This is a genomic window from Amycolatopsis sp. BJA-103 (assembly GCF_002849735.1).
Lineage (GTDB): Bacteria > Actinomycetota > Actinomycetes > Mycobacteriales > Pseudonocardiaceae > Amycolatopsis.
In genome coordinates this window covers 3,279,523-3,296,428 of record NZ_CP017780.1, presented here as the reverse complement: position 1 = coordinate 3,296,428, position 16,906 = coordinate 3,279,523, and the positions used below count along the sequence as shown (strand labels likewise).

Here is a 16,906-nt window from a genome sequence, read left to right as displayed (position 1 = left end):
CCACGTCGTGACCCCTCGACACGACGTGATCGCTGCGGCAACGCGAGATCAGGCCACCTGCCGTGGCCGGCTCCGGTGAGGGCCGAGCCCTCGCTGGGTCAACACGGTTCCCAATTTCCCGCAGGGGTGCTGTTGGTGCACCAAGCGGTTCCGGCCGGTGAGTAGTCCGGCGGAGGTACGGTGCCGGCTCTCGCCGTGGACACGGCCGCGTCGTGCGAAGCGAGTGGGAGGCCTGGTGCGATCAGGCCGAGTACACCGGCCGATGCCCATACCACTAGGAGTCCTTTGACTTGTCGCATTCTTCCCTCAGCGTTCGTTGTTCGTTCGTCCGCCTGGTCTCGGTGGGTCACCTGACGGCCAGGTGTCACTCATCTTCCCCGGAGGATCTGGGCGAAAGCTGGGATCGCCGTTTTCCGGCTCACGGTGCAGAGGGCGGCACGGCGGCCAGTTCCTGTCGGAGGCTCTCGGCCTTCGCCACGCGGTGCTGTTCTTCATAGAGGTGAAGGGCCCGCTGCCATGCCTGGCGAGCCTGATCGTGTTCGCCGTCCGCGCGGAGTGTTTCGCCGAGGTGGACCTGGACTTCCGCCTCGATGTGGGTGTTGCCCAGGTCCCGGCACAGTGCGAGCGCTTGGTGAAAGTGTTTCAGCGCCATGGCCCTTTGACCGGAGTGGTGGGCTATGTAGCCGAGACTGTCGAGGACGGCGGCTTCGGCCTCGCGACGGTCATGCTGCTTGACAAGCGCAAGAGCCTGCTCGCAGGTGGCGGTCGCTCGACGGTGCTGGCCGAGCCGGGCTTGGAGCCAGCCGATCCCGTGCAGTGCGTCGGCGGTTCCCAGATGGTCCCCGGTGTCTTCGCAGAGTCGCAGCATGTCTTCGGCGTGCCGTAACGCCCGCTTGTCGTCTCCTTGTTGCTCCCACGCGACCGACAGCGATCGGTGGGTGAGTACCAACGCGGCCCGGTCGTCGCTCGACTCGGCCAGTTCGAGTGCGTGCTCGAGATTCTTGAGAGCTCCGTCGTGGTCACCCACGTGGGCGCAGACCTCGCCGAGGTTGCGACGAGCCAAAGCCTGGACGTCGGGCGCTCCGAGCCGGTCGGCCGCGGCCACGCCGAGGCTCCAAGCGGCGACGCAGTCATGCCAGTCGCCGGACCTCCAGAAGAAACTGTGCAGTACCCAGGCCAGCTGCCACACGAGCGTGTCCCAGCCCTGCTCGGAGGCAAGGTGCTGAACTGCGAGCAGGCAGGGAAACTCCTGTTCGAACCAGGTCATCGCGGAAGCGCGGTCCACTATCGAATGCGGCACACCGCCGGTTTCCGCCGAGGCCAGCGTGATCGGCGGGCGCTGAGGATAGACGAGGCGGTCTGCGGCGTACGCCGTCTGGAGATGGAAAAGACACAATCGCCGGACCGCCGCCGTTCGGGAATCGGCAGGCTCGTCGCACTGCGCGTGTTCGGCCGAATACAGCCGGACGAGGTCGTGCATACGATATCGGCCGGGGACAGGCTGCTGCACGAGATGCGCCGCCTCGAGACCGCGCATGGCGATGTGGGTGCCGGCCTTGGGCTGACCGGCGAGACTCGCCACCGCGGCGAGGCTGATGTCGGGGCTCGGTACCAGGCCCAGCAGCCGGAACACCCTCGCGACATCCGGTCGAAGGGCTTGGTAGGAGGCGGAAAACACCGCACGAACGCTGCTCGTCGGCTCGCCGGTGTCCAGAGCGTCGAGGCGGGTGGAAACATCGTGTAGCTCGTCGGCCAGCACCGCCAACGGGAAGCCGGGGTTGGTGCAGGCGCGCGCCGCCACGATGCCCAGCGCCAGAGGAAGACCGGCGCAATGACCCAGCAGCTCGGCGACGGCCTCGGGCTGGGAGATCACCCGCTCCCTGCCCAGTTTGCGGGTCAGCAACTCGGTCGCCTCCGCTGTGTTCAGCGCTTTCACCGTGAGCCGTCGAGCGTTGTGCGAGGCGGTCAGACTGGTGAGCTGGTTCCTCGACGTGACCACGACGGTGCAAGACGGTGACCCTGGCAGAAGCGGCAGGACATGGGCGGAGTCCCTGGCGTTGTCCAGAATGATCAGCAACCTGCGGTTGGCGGTCACACTGCGGAACAGTCCGGCCTGGGCATCGGTACCCGTCGGGATCGTTTCGGGATCGATACCGAGAGCCTCGATGAACCCGCAGAGTACGACGGTCGGCGGCGCGGGGCCTGCCGCCGGATCGAACCCGCGAAGGTCCCAGTACAGCTGCCCGTCCGGGAACTGGTCGAGGTTGCGGTGAGCCCAGTGCAAGGTCAGCCAGGACTTGCCGATGCCACCGCTGCCATCGATCGTGGCGACGATATCGGTGTCGCCCCGCGTGGCCAGGAAGCCGTCGAGTTCGGCCAGTTCGCGAGCCCGTCCGACGAACGACCCGGGCGGTGAGGGAAGCTGCCGCGGCGGTGTACTCGGCCTGCCGGGAACGACGGGGGCGGACAAGGCCGGGTCGGCCGTCAGCAGCCGGTGATACAACTCCCGCAAGGCGGACCCGGGGTCGGCACCGAACTCGTCGGCCAGCCGTCTTCGTATCTGCTCGTAGTGCTCCAACGCCTCGGCCGCACGGCCATCGCGATACAGGGCCAGGACCAGTTGGCAGGCCACCCGTTCGTTCAGCGGATTCTCGGTGGCCATGGCAGCGAGAGCGGGCAGTGCCACCGCGTGCTGTCCAAGGCGTAACGCGAGGTCGTTACGGTCCAACTGCGCCGCGAGCCGCTCTTTGTTCACCGTGTCCCGCAGGGCATTGACGAAAGGAAGATCGATCCCGGCGAAGGCTTCGCCCCGCCACAGTCCGAGCGCCTCGTCGAACAGGGTCAGCGCGCATTCCCCTTCGGCCTCGTTGGCTCGGCCGATCAAGTCACGAAACCGGTGCAGGTCCACGGCCCGGAGGTCGACGCTCAGCGCGTAGCCGCCGGATCTTCGCACGATGTCGACGTCCGAGGCTTCGGCCAATGCCTGCCGTAGCCGATACAGGTAGCCATACAGCGTGCCACGGGCACCACGGGGTGGTTGCCGGGCCCACACCCGGTCGATCAGCTGGTCGGCGGACATCACTCGATTCGGTTCGGTCAGGAGTACCACCAACACCGATCGCTGCCGCTTGTGGCCGAGTTCCATCGGCTCGCCGTTCCAGCGGGCCTCTATCTCTCCCAGAAGTCCGAACTCGATCAAGGCCCCTCCTCCCCGAGTCAAGTACGAGGGAGGATACAAGGAAAATCCCAGAATTCCCTGAGTTTTACAACTCGGCCCCCTCGCGCCGATGGTCAACGGAATTGATCCGGGGGAATTCGTGGTGGTCCTGGTTGGTGGCGCCGGTCGAACAACGGAAATTCATGGTGAATCGGGGTCGGTTCGACGGATGACGCAGAAGTAGACGCCTTTGTTTTACTATATCGTCACGCTGTTCCGGCACGGGATACAAGGAGAATCCAAGATTCGTGCCAGGGCGGGCAGGCATCTTGGTCATCTTGGTGAGGTAGCCGGGCTGCCGAGGATTTCACCGGTCGCTCACTGAGCGGCATGCCTCCGCGAATCAGGAAGGGCCTTTCGCGCATGCTCAGGATAGTCGGATCAATGTGCCGGAGATGGAGGTCGATCGTGATACGGGTGACGAAGATCAGCGTGACCGCGATGGTCGCTGTCGGTTCGGCGATCATCCCGGTGTCCGGACCCGATCAAGCGAGAGCCGACCGCTGCCTGGAAGTGTCCCTTAAGGACAGCCGGGGAGCTGGTGTCCGGGGGTCGTGAGTGGCAAAGAGGGGTGGAACAGGGGAAGGGCAAACGTGTCGTGTTCGCGGGCGGGTCGTGCCGGACTGAAGGCTCCCTTCGCCGCGTCCGATGCGGTGAAGGGAGCCTTCAGTATCGCGGATCTGGACTGGCCGCACCCCTGACTGTCCACACGGGACACATTTGGCCGGGTAAATGTCCGATTGATACCCATATGCACGCTTTGCGGATGGGATCGTGAGTGGCAAAGCGGGTTCTAACCCTCTTTGCCACTCACGACCCCCTCGAAAACCGCACATCTAACCATCAATCGGACATTCTGTCGCCAGAGAGTGTCCCTTGTGGACATTCGGGAGCGACTGGCGCCCGCAGGCCGGTCCAGAATCATGCCACGAGGTCGCCTCTAGAGGCTCGGTCATGCCACATTTGACTTACCCCTCAATGGAACGCGCATTGCCACTCGCGACCCCCTTAGCAAAGCGCACATACGGTATGAAACGGGCAACCAGCTGCCTGGAAGTGTCCCTTGAGGACAGCCGGGAGCTTCAGGTCTCCCTGGCGCGCCTGCGGCCCCCTCCCGCGCCACCCGGCACAGCGTCGTGACCGCCGATCAACCGGTCGTGGTGGTGCCAGCACTACCACGAGTCTTCCCTCACGCGGGATCGATCCGAGCCCTCGCCGACCGTAGGTTTGACGAGAGAGATCACCACCGCTTAAGGGGAAATGATGAATTCAGGGGGCACGTGCGCCTTGGCACTGGAATCCGTGAGCAAGGTCTACGGTTCCGGTGACGGCGCGGTCACTGCTTTGAACGGGGTGACCGTCGGGGTGCGCAAGGGCACGTTCACCGCCGTGATGGGACCGTCGGGATCGGGCAAGAGCACCTTCCTGCACTGCGCGGCCGGGCTCGACCGGCCGAGCTCGGGACGGGTTCTGCTCGGTGACACCGAACTCAGCAAGCTGCGTGAGAAAGCGCTCACTGAGCTGCGGAGGACCCGCATCGGGTTCATCTTCCAGGCCTACAACCTGTTGCCGTCGCTGAACGTGCTGCAGAACATCACGCTCCCGATGCGCCTGGCCGGGCAGAAGCCCGACCCGCAGTGGCTGCGCGAGATCGTCGAGGGGGTCGGGATCGCGAAGCGGCTCGAACACCGCCCGTCGGAACTCTCCGGCGGCCAGCAGCAGCGGGTCGCGATCGCCCGCGCGCTGGTCACCCGGCCGGAGGTCGTCCTCGCCGACGAACCGACCGGTGCGCTGGACACGCGCACCGCGCGCCAGGTGCTCGACCTGCTCCGTTCCATTGTGGACGACATGGGGCAGACCGTGCTGATGGTCACACACGACCCGGTGGCGGCCTCGGCCGCGCACGGCGTGCTGTTCCTGGCCGACGGCAAGCTCGCGGGTCACCTCCCGCAGCCGACGCCGGAACGTGTCGCCGAGCGCATGACCCACCTCGGGGAGTGGTGACGTCATGTGGGATTTGGCATGGCAGACGATCAAGACCCGCCTGAGCGGCTTCGTCGGCGCGTTCATCGCGATCCTCTGCGGCACGGCGCTCGTCGCCGGCTGCGGCATCCTGATGGAGTCCGGGCTGCGGGCCGGTGTCCCGACACAGCGGTACGCGGACGCGGCGGTCGTCGTCGGCGGGCAGCAGACGGTCGACCCGCCCGGTGCAGGCCCGATGGAAACCCAGCAGGTCGGGGAGCAGGCCTCGGTGCCGGTGACGATCGCCGGGACGATCACGTCGGTGCCGGGTGTCCGCGGCGTGGTGGCGGAGCAGAGCTTCCCCGCCAACGTCGTGACGGCCGACGGCCGCGCGCTGAACGGGCCGGAAGGCGGCCAGTCGCTCGGCCACAACTGGGACGCCGCCAAACTGGCGCCTTTCTCCTTGCGTGACGGCCGCGCACCCGCCGGTCCCGACGAGGTCGTCCTCGACGCGGAACTGGCGTCCCGGAGCGGGGTGACGGCCGGTCAGCAGGTGAAGATCGCCGTCCGTTCGACGCCGGTGGACTACTTGGTCTCCGGGATCGCCGCCCCGAAGTCGGGCGACGGCCTCAGCCGTCAGTCCTCGGTGTTCTTCTCGCAGGAGAAGGCCGCCGAGCTCGCCGGGACGCCCGGCCAGGTGCACGCGATCGGCGTGCTGGCGGACCCGGGTGTCACGCCGGGCGACCTCGCCGACCGGATCAGCGCCGCGGTCGGCACCGACAAGGTAACGGTGACGACCGGGGTCGAGCGCAGCACGGTCGAGTTCCTCGACGTCAGCCAGACCCGCATGCTCCTGATGGCGCTCGCGGGTTCGTTCGGCGGGTTCGCGCTCCTCATCGCGGTGTTCGTCGTGGCCAGCACACTGGCGCTGGTCATCAACCAGCGTCGCCGGGAGTTCGCGCTGCTGCGGGCGATCGCGGCGACACCCCAGCAGATCCGCAAGCTGATCGGCGCCGAGACCATGCTGGTCGCGTCGGTAGCCGGGGTGCTCGGCAGCGGTCTCGGCGTGGCCGTTGGCTTCGGATTGAGGAACGCCTTCGCCGGGATCGGGGTGATCCCGCCGGACTTCGAGCTGGCGCTCAGCCCGATCCCGCTCGTCGCCGCGCTGGCGCTCGGCCTGGGCACGGCCCGGTTGGCCGCGTGGTCGGCTTCGCGACGTCCGTCCTCGATCCGCCCGGTGGAGGCGCTCGGCGAGGCCGCGGTGGAACGGCGTGAGCTCGGCCGTGTGCGCGTCATCGTCGGCGGCGCGCTGGTGGTGGCCGGTCTCGCGGGCTCGATGGTCCCGATCTTCCTGCCCGGTGAACCAGGGCTCGCGGCTTCGTCGGGCTCATCGCTGATCATCGTGATCGGGCTGGCCGTGGTCAGCCCGAAGGTGGTCGCGTTCATGACGAAGCTGATCGCGCCGGTGCTCAATCGGACGTCGAGGATCAGCGGCTACCTGGCCGCCGCGAACAGCCAGGCCAACTCGCGGCGCCTCGCCGCCGCGGTGACGCCGGTGATGCTGGCGGTCTCGTTCGCCCTGACGATGTTCTACAGCCAGACCTCCGCGGCCGCCGCCCGGCAGGAAGAGACCGTGGAGTCGACCACCGCGGACCACGTGCTCGCCAGTACCACCGGTGGCCTGTCCCCGGAGGTGGCCGAGGCCGCGCGACGGATCGCCGGCGTCGCCGCCGCGACCCCGGTCGTGCGCACCGAGGTGATGAACACGGTGCAGGAGCAGGACAGAGTGCGCGTCGACCGGTACGGGGCGCAGGGGCTCGACGGAACACAGGTCCGCGGGAACCTCGACCTGGGCGTCGTGTCGGGCAAGATCACCGACCTGACCGGGAACACCGTGGCGATGAGCGAGCGGGAAGCCGACTGGTACGAGAAGAAGATCGGCGATGAGGTCGAGTTCTACTACGGTGACGGCGCTCCGGCGAAACTGCGGCTGGTCGCCACGTACACCCGTGACCAGGCGTTCGGCCGCTACGTGCTGCCCGTCGAGCTGGCCAGGGCGCACACCGGTGACCGGAGGGACGATTCGGTGCTCGTGCGGCAGCAGCCCGACGCGGACTCCGCGACGGTGACCGCCGCCCTGCGCGACCTCGCGGCTCGTTATCCGGGTCTGGTCGTGACACCGGGATCCGCGGTCGCCGCGCCCGCCGGCGGTCAGCAGCAGGCCCAGTTCTACGTCAACCTGGTCGCGGTCGGCGTGATCCTCGGCTACGTCGTGATCTCGGTGGCCAACACGCTGGTGATGAGCACGGCGCAGCGCTCGCGGGAGTTCGCGCTGCTGCGCCTGATCGGCACCACGAAACGCCAGGTGGTCCGCATGATGCGGTTCGAAGCACTGGCGACCGTCGGGGTCGCGGCCCTGCTGGGGACCGTGGTGGCGGGGGTTCCCCTGATGCTGCTGAACCTCGGCCTGCGCGGGACACCGCTGCCGTCCGGCACGATCGCCGTCTTCGGCGGGGTCATCGCCGGGGCGATCCTGCTCGGCCTGGTCTCGCTCGGCCTCGCCACGCGGGTGGCGCTGCGGTCCAAGCCGATCGAGGCGATCGGCCTCCGCGAATAGCCGGTCCCCGTCGTCCGGTCAGCCCTCCGCGGCGGGCCGGACGGCGGGGATCTTCCCGCCGCGGAAGGCGTCCACGAACAATCGGTGGTCCTCCCGTGACTGCTCGGCGTAGGCCATCCCGAACTCGGTCAGCGTGCGGACGAACTCGTCTTCGCGGTCACCGATCACTTCGGCGATGGCCGCTTCGCTCTGGAAGTCGACGAGCGTCTGCTCGGAGTCCGAATCGGACACACAGTGCATCTTCGCGGTGGCCCGGCCGAGATAGTCGAGCACCGGTCCCATCTCCGCCGGTTCCGTCAGATCCGACCAGTCCAGGTCGTCGACGTAGGGCGACAACTCGGAGACGACGAACCCGGTCCCGTCGATCTCCGTGTAGCCGAGCCAAGGATCCGCGTGCGCCTGCAGCGCGCGCTGCGAGACGGCGGTGCGGTGCCCCTCGTTGGTGAAGTAGTCGCGGATGCTCTGCTCGGACACGATCCGGCTCGGCGCCGCGACATTCCCTTGTTTCATCGAAAGGACGACGTCGTTCTCGAGCGCCTGGGTCCGTCCTTCGACGAGGATGTTGTACGCGGGCAGCCCGGCCGAGCCGATGCCGAAGCCGGTCCGGCCGACGATGTCCTTGACCCGGTAGGTGATGCTGCCGAACCGTTTGTTCTCCGGAATGGTGTCCAAATAGGACTCGAAGGCGGCGATCGCGGTCTTGCGTTCCGCCTTCTCCAGGACCCGGACCCCCGGGCCGTGCCGGAACCTCCGGTCGTAATCCTCCACGGTGGTCACTTCGTCGAGCAGGTCGATCCGCGTCTTGAGCCGGGCACGGAGCAGCACGTTGTGCAGGATGCCCTCGGTGCTGTCCAGCTGGAGCCGGACGAGTTCGTCGCCGGGGCGTTCGGCGTACTCGCGGACCTGCTTCACGTAGGCGCGCAGGTAGGTGCCGATCAGCGTCTCGATGTCGTCGTCCGAGATCGCCTTGCTCCACGCCAGCAGCGCGACACTGGCCGCGAGCCGTTTGAGGTCCCAGGTGAAGCAGCCGAGGTAGGCCTCGTCGAAGTCGTTGACGTCGAACACCAGCGTCCCGGACGAATCCATGTAGCTGCCGAAGTTCTCGGCGTGGAGATCGCCCTGGATCCACACGCGGCTGGTCTCGTCGTTCGCCCACGGGTCTTCCTCGTGTGCCATGTCCGCGTAGAACAGGCACGCCGAACCGCGGTAGAACGCGAACGGGGCGGCCGCCATCTTGCGGAACTTGCGGCGGAACGCGTCGGCGTCCGCGCGCATGAGGTCTTCGAAGGCGTCGACCAGCACTTCGACGATCCGCGCCTGCCGATCGTCCTCGCCCTGCTCGCGGATCCACTCGACCACACCTGCCATCACGACCTCCAGACGGCTCTCACGGTGCCACAGGTCGGTTCGCCGGGCAGATCAGATCTTGCGGAATCGGGCGTCCAGCAGTGCGAAGGCCCCGAAAGCGGCGATCCCGGCCGCGAGCGTGAGCAGCATCGGGCCGCCGTAAGGCTGGGCGACGAGCGTCTTCAGCGCGGCGTCGAGTCCGCTCGCCTTGGCGGGGTCGAAGGTGACCGCGGCGATGACCGTCAGCACGCCGATGGTGCCGTACGCGGCGGAGAGCGCGATCCAGCCGACCTGGCCGAGCCGGATCGTCGTGGTGCGGGTCGTCCCCGACGCCTTCCCGAAGTCGAGCTCCCGCACGAAGGTCTTCCGGAACCCGCGCTGGGCGAGGAACACCGCCACCGCGACGACGCCGATCCCGACGACCGTCACCAGAACCTGGCCGTAGGACTCCGCGAGGATGTCGGCGACCATGGAGCCCTGGCCGTCGTCCGCGCCCGAGATCGCGACCTTCACCGCGCTGTAGGAGACGAGGCCGTACAGCACGACCTCGATCCCGCTGACGATCCTGCGGACCGTCCGCCGCCGCGCGTCCACGTGCCGGTGCCCGGTGGCCGCCTCGCTGAGCTGCCACAACGCCAGTACGGCGAGACCGGCCGCGATCAGCCACAGCAGCCACGCGCCGCCTTCCGCGACCACCACCTGCAGGGCGCCCGCCTTGTCCGCCCTGGCCTTGTCGCCGAGGGCGACCTGCGCCGCGAGCCACGCGACGAGCAGATGCACCACGGCGTAACAGACGAGCCCGCCCCGGGCGATCAGGTCGAACGTCTTGCTGTCGCGCATCGGGCGATCCTTGTCGAGCGGCCGCGCGTTCACCAGGGCCGGGCGGCCCAATGTGTCCGATCTGTCAGCTTTCGCGACCGTCCAGCCAGCCGTACCACTCGTCGAGGCCCGTACCCGTCGTCGCGGACAGGCACAGCACCTCCGGCCGGGGGTTCACCCGCGTCAGATCCTCGGTGAACGACTCGACGTCGAAGTCGACGTACGGCAGCAGGTCGATCTTGTTGAGCAGCACGACGTCCGCGGTCCGGAACATGTGCGGGTACTTCAGCGGTTTGTCGGCGCCCTCGGTGACCGACATGACCACCACCCGCGCGGCCTCACCGAGATCGAACAGCGCCGGGCAGACGAGGTTCCCGACGTTCTCGATGAACACCGTGGACCGCGGCGGCGGCGCGAGGGTGTGCAGCGCCTTGGCCAGCATGCCCGCGTCGAGATGGCAGCCGGCCCCGGTGTTGATCTGCACCACGCGGCAGCCGGTCGCCCTGATCCGCTCGGCGTCGAAGATCGTCTCCTGGTCGCCTTCGATCACCGACATCGGCAGGGTGCGGCCGCGGTCGACGATGGTGCGGGCCAGCAGCGTCGTCTTGCCGGAACCGGGGGAGCTCATCACGTTCAGCGTGTGGATGCCCCGCGCGGCCAGCCACGTCCGGTTGTCCGCCGCCAGCCGGTCGTTGGCCGCGAGGATGTCCTGTTCCAGCAGCACGGTCCGGTCGGGTTCCGGATGTGAGTGCCCATGGCCGTGTCCGTGTTCATGCCCGGCCGACGACGGGTCGATCACTCGGACTCCGGCGTCGTCCGAGCACCCGCAGGTTGCGCACATTCGCCTCGCACCTCCACAGATTTGATCCGGAGTTCCTGCCCGCCGAGCACCCGCAGGTTCGCGCCGCCACAGCGAGGGCACAGGGGGATCCGGGGATCTTCGACGGTGAATTCGCGGGCGCAGTCGCGGCAGCGAGCGCGTCCCGGCGGTTCGATCACTTCCAGTACCGCGTCCCGCAACGGGGTGCCGTCCACGATGACCTCGAAACAGAACCGCACCGAATCGACGACCACGCCCGAAAGTGCCCCGATCTCCAGCGTCACCTTGCGGATCGGGGTTTCCCCCAGCCGCCGCGTGATCTCCTCGACCGCGGCCTGCGTGATCGCCAGTTCGTGCACGGGCGCTCCTTCAGCAGATCCGCGGCAGGGGATCGCCGACCAGCAGATCGCAGATCCGGGTCCCGCCGAACACCGTGTTCAGCAGAACCAGGCCAGGTGGATCGGCCTTGACCCGGCCGATGATCGCCGCCTTCGTGCCGAGTGGATGCGCGCGCATCGTGTCGAGTGCCAGATCGGCCTGGGCACCGTCCACGAAGACCACGATCCGGCCCTCGCAGGCGACGTAGAGCGGGTCGATGCCGAGCAGTTCCGACGCGCCGCGCACCTCGTGCCCGACCGGGACTTGGTCTTCGTCGACCACCACGGCGACGTCGGCGGCCTTCGCGGCTTCGTTGAGGATCGTCGCGACACCGCCCCGCGTGGCGTCGCGCATCGCCCGCACTCCCGGTGCGGCGTCCAGCAGGGCGGCGGCGAGACCGTGGACCGGCGCGGTGTCGGACACGAGATCGGCCTCGATGTCGAGTTCGCCGCGCGCCAGCATGACGGTGACGCCGTGCTCGCCGATCGGGCCGGACACCAGGACCGCGTCACCGGGCCGGATCGTCGCGACGCCGAGCTCGTGCGGGGTACCGAGCACGCCGACGCCGGCGGTGTTGATGTAGCAGCCGTCGGCCTTCCCGCGCTGGACGACCTTCGTGTCGCCGGTCACGATGGACACCCCGGCGGCTTCGGCGGCCAGTTTCATCGACTCCACGATCCTTATCAGGTCCGCGACCGGGAAGCCTTCTTCCAGGATGAAACCCGCCGTCAGGTACAGCGGTTTCGCGCCGGACACGGCGAGGTCGTTGACCGTGCCGTTGACCGCGAGGTCGCCGATGTTCCCGCCGGGGAAGAACAGCGGCGACACGACGTACGAATCGGTGGTGAGCGCCAGCCGTGAGCCGTCGATCGTCAGCCGCGCCGCGTCCTCCAGCGGTTCGAGCAGGGGATTGCGGAACGCGTCGAGGAAGATCGCCTCGATGAGGGTCTGGGTGGCCTTGCCGCCGGAGCCGTGCGCGAGTGTGATGCGCTCCTCGCGGACCTTCGGGCGGCGGCGCCGGGCCTTGTCGATCCGGTCGAGCACCCGCTGTTCGCGTTCCGACGGCAATCCTGTCGACTCTGTCGACGTGCTCATCGGACGCTCGCCTCGCGCACCCTGGTCCGGGTGAACCGGCCGAAGTTGTAGTACGCGGCGCAGGCGCCCTCGGGGGAGACCATGCACGTCCCGATCGGTGTCTCCGGGGTGCACGCGGTGCCGAACACCTTGCACTCCCACGGTTTCAGCACTCCCTTGAGTACTTCGCCGCATTGGCAGGCCTTGGGGTCGGCGACCCGCACACCGGGGACCTCGTACTTCAGTTCGGCGTCGAACCTGGCGTACTCGTCGCGCAGCCGCAACGCCGAATGCGAGATGAACCCGAGCCCGCGCCATTCGAAGTACGGCCGCAACCGCATCGTCTCGTTGATCGCACGCAGCGCGGTCGGGTTCCCTTCCCAGGGCACCACCCGCGAGTACTGGTTCTCGACCTCGGAGCGGCCTTCCTTGAGTTGCAGCATCAGCAGGTAGATCGACTGCAGGATGTCGAGCGGTTCGAACCCGGCGACCACGATCGGCTTGCCGTACCGCCCGGCGATGAACTCGTACGGACGGCAGCCGATCACCGTGGAGACGTGGCCGGGGCCGATGAACCCGTCGAGACGCAGGTCGGGGGAGTCGAGGATCGCCTTGATCGCGGGGATGATGGTGATGTGGTTGCAGAAGATCGAGAAGTTGCCGATCCCTTCCGCGGCCGCGCGCAGGACCGTCATCGCGGTGGACGGCGTGGTCGTCTCGAACCCGATCGCCATGAACACGACCTGCTGGTCCGGGTTCTGCCGGGCGATCTTGAGCGAGTCGAGCGGCGAGTAGACCATCCTGATGTTGGTGCCCTCGGCGTTGGAGTCGAAGAAGTTCCCGTCGCTGCCGGGGACGCGCATCATGTCGCCGAACGAGGTCATGAGCACCCCGGGTCGGCGGGCGATGCTGATGGCGTCGTCGATGCGGCCCATCGGAATGACGCACACCGGGCAGCCGGGGCCGTGCACGAGGGTGATGGCTTCGGGAAGGTAGTCCTCGAGCCCGTGTTTGTAGATGGTGTGGGTGTGCCCGCCGCACACCTCCATGAACTTGTACTCCCGGCCGGGTTCGCACAGACCGGCGATCTTCGAAGCCAGCGCCCTGGCCTTCTCGGCGTCGCGGAACTCGTCCACAAAACGCATGCCGCCCCTCCTAAACGATCTGGGAATCCCGTAGTGCCGCCATTTCGTCCTCGTACGCCTTGCCGATGCTTTCGAGGAAGTCCATCGCGGCCTTCGCTTCGGCTTCGTCGATCTTCGACAGCGCGAAGCCGACGTGGATGAGTACCCAGTCGCCGGGAGCGATGCCCTCCTCCGCGACCAGCCCGATGTTGATCGCCCGTTTGACCCCGCTGACGTCGACCCGCGCCAGATCGGGCCGGTCGGACAGGATCTCGATCACTTCTCCGGGAATGCCAAGGCACATGGCGGCACCTGCTTCCTCCTCGCGTCGGAGCTCTCCTTGACGAGATCGGTGACCACGCGGGCCGCCGTGTCGACCGCGGCTTCGACAGCGGGGCTGAGCCCCATCCGCTGCTCCAGGACCGCGGGTTCGCAACCGACCAGCAATACCCGGCCGGGATCCCCGCCGAGCAGAGCGACCAGGTTCAGCACGACGTCGGGCTGCATGCCGTGCGCGTCGAGCGCTTCCGCCTGGGGCGGTCCGTCCGGTGGATCCAGTTCGACGACGTACACCGTGCCGGGCGGGTCGCCCCGCATCGTGGCGTCGACCAGGATCGTCAGCCCGTAGCCGCCGCTCGCGAGATCGTGGGCCAGGTGCATGCCCCGGATGCCGTAGTCGGCCACCCGGACGTCCGCCGGCAAGTCCTTTGTGGACAAGCGTCGGGCGACCTCGACGCCGAACCCGTCGTCACCGAGGAAGATGTTCCCGACACCGGCCACCAGCACTCGGGGCGTCATAGCGGTTCCACCTCGTCGGCGCCGAAGTAGCGGTACCGGCCGTGCTGGGCGTAGAGATCCGAGCCGAGATCGTCCTCCAGTGTCACCGCGAGATGGCAGACGTCGTCGACGTCGAACAGCACCGCCCGTACCACCGCGACCCGCCCGGCCAGGAACATGTCGTGCGCGTCGGCCCGTTTGACCGGCCGCAGCCGGACCCGGCTGCCCTCGCCGACGGCCACTCCGCCGACGGTGACGGTGGTGGGTTCCACTTCCGGTTCGGGGGTGCCGGTGACCGAGCGCAGGTAGCGGATCGTGCCGTGCAACCGGTCGAGCAGATCCGGTGACAGACCGTCGACGCGGTCGAGGAGTTCGGCGGCGCGGGCGTCCGTGGCGCGGGCCTGACGTTTCTCCTCGTCGGTCAGCGTCATGGTGCGCAACGTGAGGATCTCGTCGATTTCCAGGCCGTCGTAGAGGGTTCCCGGGCTTTCCTCGGCGATCTCCGGATGGTCGTTGAGAATGATGGGGGTGCACAGGACGGTGTCACCGACGAGGACGGGCCACAGCCGCTCGTTGACGCACTCTTCGGTCACCCGCGCGGCCCATTCGGGTGGATCGGCCGAGGACAGGAAGTGTCCGTCCGAGGTGGACAGCAGGGCGTGCGCGGCGATCAGCGAGTGCGCGAGCGCGTCCGGGCGGGTCGCCTCCGGCTCGGCCCAGCCGGAGGTGTTCTCCACCCGCAGGCGAAGTTTGAGGCCGCCGAACGGGTCCGGCAGGTCGACAGCGCGGATCCGCAGCTCCCCGGACAAGCCGGCGCGCCGCCGGACCAGGCGAGTGTCGTCGCGGACCTGCTCGACGTCCTCACCGCCGCCTACCTGGAACGGCACCCTGATCTCGGTGCGCAGCGCGGAAAAGGGAACGACGGTGTCGACCTCCCGTTCGACGGCCTCCTCCCAGGTGGTGTACTCGACGCCGTCGACGGTCGCCGACGGCACGGGCCGTCCGGCCACTTCGACGACGCGTTTCTGGAGTTGCAGGAACCGGAGCAGCACCCGCAGCACGCCGTCCGGCGCGGGCTCGGCGATCAGTTCGGCCTGGGACCACTCGTGTTCGCCGGTCCCGCCCGCCGCGTAGGCGGGCGGGGTCAGCACTCCCCATTGAAACCGGACCTGGTTCTTGGCCGCCGACGCGCGGTACGGGTACAGGAGGTAGCCCTCGTACAGCACGGCGTCGGCGACCGCCCTGACCCGGTCCAGTGCGGCGGTCACGGCGTATCCCGGAGTCCGGCCACGGTGAGCTCCCACAGCACGTGGTAGAGCGTGGTCTGCGCCTCCTGGACGCGGTGCACGGACGGCGACGGCACCACGAACAGGTGGTCGACACTGTCCAGTTCGGCCATCTTGCCGCCGTCGTAACCCGCGATGCCGACGGTGAGCAATCCCAGCCTGCTCGCTTCGTCGAAGGCGCGCAGGAGGTTGGCGGAGTTCCCGCTGGTGGACAGGCCGACCGCGATGTCGCCCGCCCTGCCGAAGGCGGCGATCTGCCGGGCGAACACCACGTCGAAACCGATGTCGTTGCTGAGCGCGGTGATCACCGCGATGTCGTTGGTCAGCCCGAACGCGGGCAGCGGTGGCGAGTCCCCGGCCGGATTCAAGAAGAGACTGGCGAGGTCCTGCGCGTCGGTCGAACTGCCCCCGTTGCCGAAGGTCAGCAGCCTGCCGCCGACGGCGAAGGCGCCGGTCATCGCTCGCGCGCATTCGAGAAGCCGCTGCCCGTCCCTCGCGAACACCGACGCGCGCAACTCGGTGATCTCCCGGGCCTTGTCCACAGTGGATCTCCGGACCTGTTCGAGCAGGGAGTCCACATCGGACGAGTCCGCGTACAGGAACGGGTAGAGGGCTTGGACCTCGGTGGCGGGACCGTCGCCGTTCATCGGGAATCGCCTCCCAGCACCGCGATGGCCTCCCCGGCGTGCACGAGGACGGTGTCGCCGACGTGGGACGCGACCAGCGCGACGCTCACCTCCTCCTCGGTCCCGGCGTCGGTGCGGACGACGGCGAGGGCGTCGTCCAGCAGCCGCAGCACGGTGACCGGGACGGCGGTGTCCGAACAGGTCACGCAGACGTCGTCGTGGCAGTCGTTCATCGCGCCTCCTCGTCGAGAACGCCAGGCTGTTCCAGGAACACGTGCACCAGCTCCCACAGCACGTGGTACATCGTCACGTGCACCTCTTTGACCACCCTGGGATCCACGGAGGCGGCGATCAGCAGGTGGTCGGCGGCCCGGCGGGCGGCGATCGCCCCACCGTCGCCGCCGACGAGGGCGACGGTCAGCATGCCGAGCTCGCGGGCCCGCTCCAGGCCTCGCAGGACGTTGCGGCAGTCGCCGTCGGTGGACAGGCCCAGCGCGATGTCGGGAGGTTCGGCGAGGAACCGGATCTGATGCGCGAAGATCTCGTCGAGACCGGCGCGGTTGGCGACCCCGGTGAGCGTGGCGACGTCCGAGGTCAGCGACAGCGCGGGCAGCGCCCGCTTCCCGACGATCACCGGATGCACGAACTCGACGGCCACGTGCTGGGCGTCGGTGCTCGGTCCGCCGTTGCCGAACACGACGAGTTTCCCGCCGCGGTGGAACCGCTTCGCCATGGCGTGGCAGGTGCGGGCGACGTCTTCGGCGTGCTCGGCGAGATCGTCCAGCGGGCGGGCGCGGTCGCGCACGAGGGCGTCGACCACACCGAGGCCGCCGGGACGTGACAACTCTGTCACGGGCGG

The 16,906-nt window shown here is 68.2% G+C and carries 15 protein-coding genes; 2 read left to right on the top strand and 13 right to left on the bottom strand.

What is annotated here, in order from left to right; genetic code table 11:
* Positions 1 to 418 precede the first annotated feature (418 nt).
* Complete coding sequence (locus BKN51_RS14310; protein ID WP_199192995.1) at positions 419 to 3,295, bottom strand: AfsR/SARP family transcriptional regulator; 2,877 nt, start codon at positions 3,293 to 3,295, stop codon at positions 419 to 421.
* A gap of 1,185 nt (positions 3,296 to 4,480) precedes the next feature.
* Between BKN51_RS14310 and BKN51_RS14305 the strand changes: the two genes are divergently transcribed.
* Positions 4,481 to 5,221, top strand: a complete 741-nt coding sequence (locus tag BKN51_RS14305) for an ABC transporter ATP-binding protein (RefSeq protein WP_101613216.1) — start codon at positions 4,481 to 4,483, stop codon at positions 5,219 to 5,221.
* 4 nt (positions 5,222 to 5,225) lie between these two features.
* Positions 5,226 to 7,796 carry an FtsX-like permease family protein gene (locus BKN51_RS14300; protein WP_101608118.1) on the top strand — a complete coding sequence of 857 codons (2,571 nt, stop codon included), beginning with the start codon at positions 5,226 to 5,228 and terminating at the stop codon, positions 7,794 to 7,796.
* Positions 7,797 to 7,814: 18 nt separating this feature from the next.
* On the opposite strand, the gene BKN51_RS14295 is transcribed toward BKN51_RS14300, so the two are convergent.
* The 12 genes from BKN51_RS14295 to BKN51_RS14240 form a co-directional block, all read right to left on the bottom strand.
* Entirely contained in the window at positions 7,815 to 9,164 is a 1,350-nt protein-coding gene (locus BKN51_RS14295) for a DUF2252 domain-containing protein (RefSeq protein WP_101608117.1), read from the bottom strand.
* 51 nt (positions 9,165 to 9,215) lie between these two features.
* Positions 9,216 to 9,983 carry a DUF1206 domain-containing protein gene (locus BKN51_RS14290; protein WP_101613215.1) on the bottom strand — a complete coding sequence of 256 codons (768 nt, stop codon included), beginning with the start codon at positions 9,981 to 9,983 and terminating at the stop codon, positions 9,216 to 9,218.
* Between the two features lie 64 nt (positions 9,984 to 10,047).
* The gene (gene hypB / locus BKN51_RS14285) at positions 10,048 to 10,803 is read right to left on the bottom strand and encodes a hydrogenase nickel incorporation protein HypB (RefSeq protein WP_101608116.1); all 756 of its coding nucleotides are present in this window, start codon (positions 10,801 to 10,803) and stop codon (positions 10,048 to 10,050) included.
* A complete protein-coding gene (locus BKN51_RS14280; RefSeq protein WP_101608115.1) occupies positions 10,758 to 11,141 on the bottom strand; it encodes a hydrogenase maturation nickel metallochaperone HypA/HybF in 384 nt (127 codons plus the stop codon). The genes hypB and BKN51_RS14280 overlap by 46 nt, the downstream gene beginning before the upstream one ends.
* Before the next feature lie 10 nt (positions 11,142 to 11,151).
* Complete coding sequence (hypE, locus tag BKN51_RS14275) at positions 11,152 to 12,255, bottom strand: hydrogenase expression/formation protein HypE (RefSeq protein ID WP_101608114.1); 1,104 nt, start codon at positions 12,253 to 12,255, stop codon at positions 11,152 to 11,154.
* The gene (gene hypD / locus BKN51_RS14270; protein WP_101608113.1) at positions 12,252 to 13,379 is read right to left on the bottom strand and encodes a hydrogenase formation protein HypD; all 1,128 of its coding nucleotides are present in this window, start codon (positions 13,377 to 13,379) and stop codon (positions 12,252 to 12,254) included. The genes hypE and hypD overlap by 4 nt, the downstream gene beginning before the upstream one ends.
* 10 nt (positions 13,380 to 13,389) lie before the next feature.
* Positions 13,390 to 13,662: a HypC/HybG/HupF family hydrogenase formation chaperone gene (locus BKN51_RS14265; protein WP_101608112.1), complete on the bottom strand. Its 273-nt coding sequence runs from the start codon at positions 13,660 to 13,662 to the stop codon at positions 13,390 to 13,392.
* Positions 13,635 to 14,156 (bottom strand): hydrogenase maturation protease, encoded by a 522-nt coding sequence (locus BKN51_RS14260; RefSeq protein ID WP_101608111.1) that lies wholly within the window; start codon positions 14,154 to 14,156, stop codon positions 13,635 to 13,637. The genes BKN51_RS14265 and BKN51_RS14260 overlap by 28 nt, the downstream gene beginning before the upstream one ends.
* The gene (locus BKN51_RS14255; protein ID WP_101608110.1) at positions 14,153 to 15,403 is read right to left on the bottom strand and encodes a hypothetical protein; all 1,251 of its coding nucleotides are present in this window, start codon (positions 15,401 to 15,403) and stop codon (positions 14,153 to 14,155) included. Before BKN51_RS14255 ends, BKN51_RS14260 begins: the two co-directional genes overlap by 4 nt.
* The gene (locus BKN51_RS14250) at positions 15,400 to 16,068 is read right to left on the bottom strand and encodes a D-sedoheptulose-7-phosphate isomerase (protein ID WP_101608109.1); all 669 of its coding nucleotides are present in this window, start codon (positions 16,066 to 16,068) and stop codon (positions 15,400 to 15,402) included. Before BKN51_RS14250 ends, BKN51_RS14255 begins: the two co-directional genes overlap by 4 nt.
* Positions 16,065 to 16,280, bottom strand: coding sequence for a HypC/HybG/HupF family hydrogenase formation chaperone (locus BKN51_RS14245; RefSeq protein ID WP_101608108.1), 216 nt, complete (start codon positions 16,278 to 16,280; stop codon positions 16,065 to 16,067). The genes BKN51_RS14250 and BKN51_RS14245 overlap by 4 nt, the downstream gene beginning before the upstream one ends.
* Positions 16,277 to 16,900 carry a D-sedoheptulose-7-phosphate isomerase gene (locus BKN51_RS14240; RefSeq protein WP_369862360.1) on the bottom strand — a complete coding sequence of 208 codons (624 nt, stop codon included), beginning with the start codon at positions 16,898 to 16,900 and terminating at the stop codon, positions 16,277 to 16,279. Before BKN51_RS14240 ends, BKN51_RS14245 begins: the two co-directional genes overlap by 4 nt.
* Between the last annotated feature and the right edge of the window lie 6 nt (positions 16,901 to 16,906).

What these genes read in the sequence shown, in the direction of transcription:
- BKN51_RS14305 (WP_101613216.1), top strand. Translation starts at nt 4,481, where the DNA reads ATGAATTCAGGGGGCACGTGCGCCTTGGCACTGGAATCCGTGAGCAAG.
- BKN51_RS14300 (WP_101608118.1), top strand. Translation starts at nt 5,226, where the DNA reads ATGTGGGATTTGGCATGGCAGACGATCAAGACCCGCCTGAGCGGCTTC.
- BKN51_RS14295 (WP_101608117.1), bottom strand. Translation starts at nt 9,164, where the DNA reads ATGGCAGGTGTGGTCGAGTGGATCCGCGAGCAGGGCGAGGACGATCGG.
- BKN51_RS14290 (WP_101613215.1), bottom strand. Translation starts at nt 9,983, where the DNA reads ATGCGCGACAGCAAGACGTTCGACCTGATCGCCCGGGGCGGGCTCGTC.
- hypB (WP_101608116.1), bottom strand. Translation starts at nt 10,803, where the DNA reads ATGTGCGCAACCTGCGGGTGCTCGGACGACGCCGGAGTCCGAGTGATC.
- hypE (WP_101608114.1), bottom strand. Translation starts at nt 12,255, where the DNA reads ATGAGCACGTCGACAGAGTCGACAGGATTGCCGTCGGAACGCGAACAG.
- hypD (WP_101608113.1), bottom strand. Translation starts at nt 13,379, where the DNA reads ATGCGTTTTGTGGACGAGTTCCGCGACGCCGAGAAGGCCAGGGCGCTG.
- BKN51_RS14265 (WP_101608112.1), bottom strand. Translation starts at nt 13,662, where the DNA reads ATGTGCCTTGGCATTCCCGGAGAAGTGATCGAGATCCTGTCCGACCGG.
- BKN51_RS14260 (WP_101608111.1), bottom strand. Translation starts at nt 14,156, where the DNA reads ATGACGCCCCGAGTGCTGGTGGCCGGTGTCGGGAACATCTTCCTCGGT.
- BKN51_RS14250 (WP_101608109.1), bottom strand. Translation starts at nt 16,068, where the DNA reads ATGAACGGCGACGGTCCCGCCACCGAGGTCCAAGCCCTCTACCCGTTC.
- BKN51_RS14245 (WP_101608108.1), bottom strand. Translation starts at nt 16,280, where the DNA reads ATGAACGACTGCCACGACGACGTCTGCGTGACCTGTTCGGACACCGCC.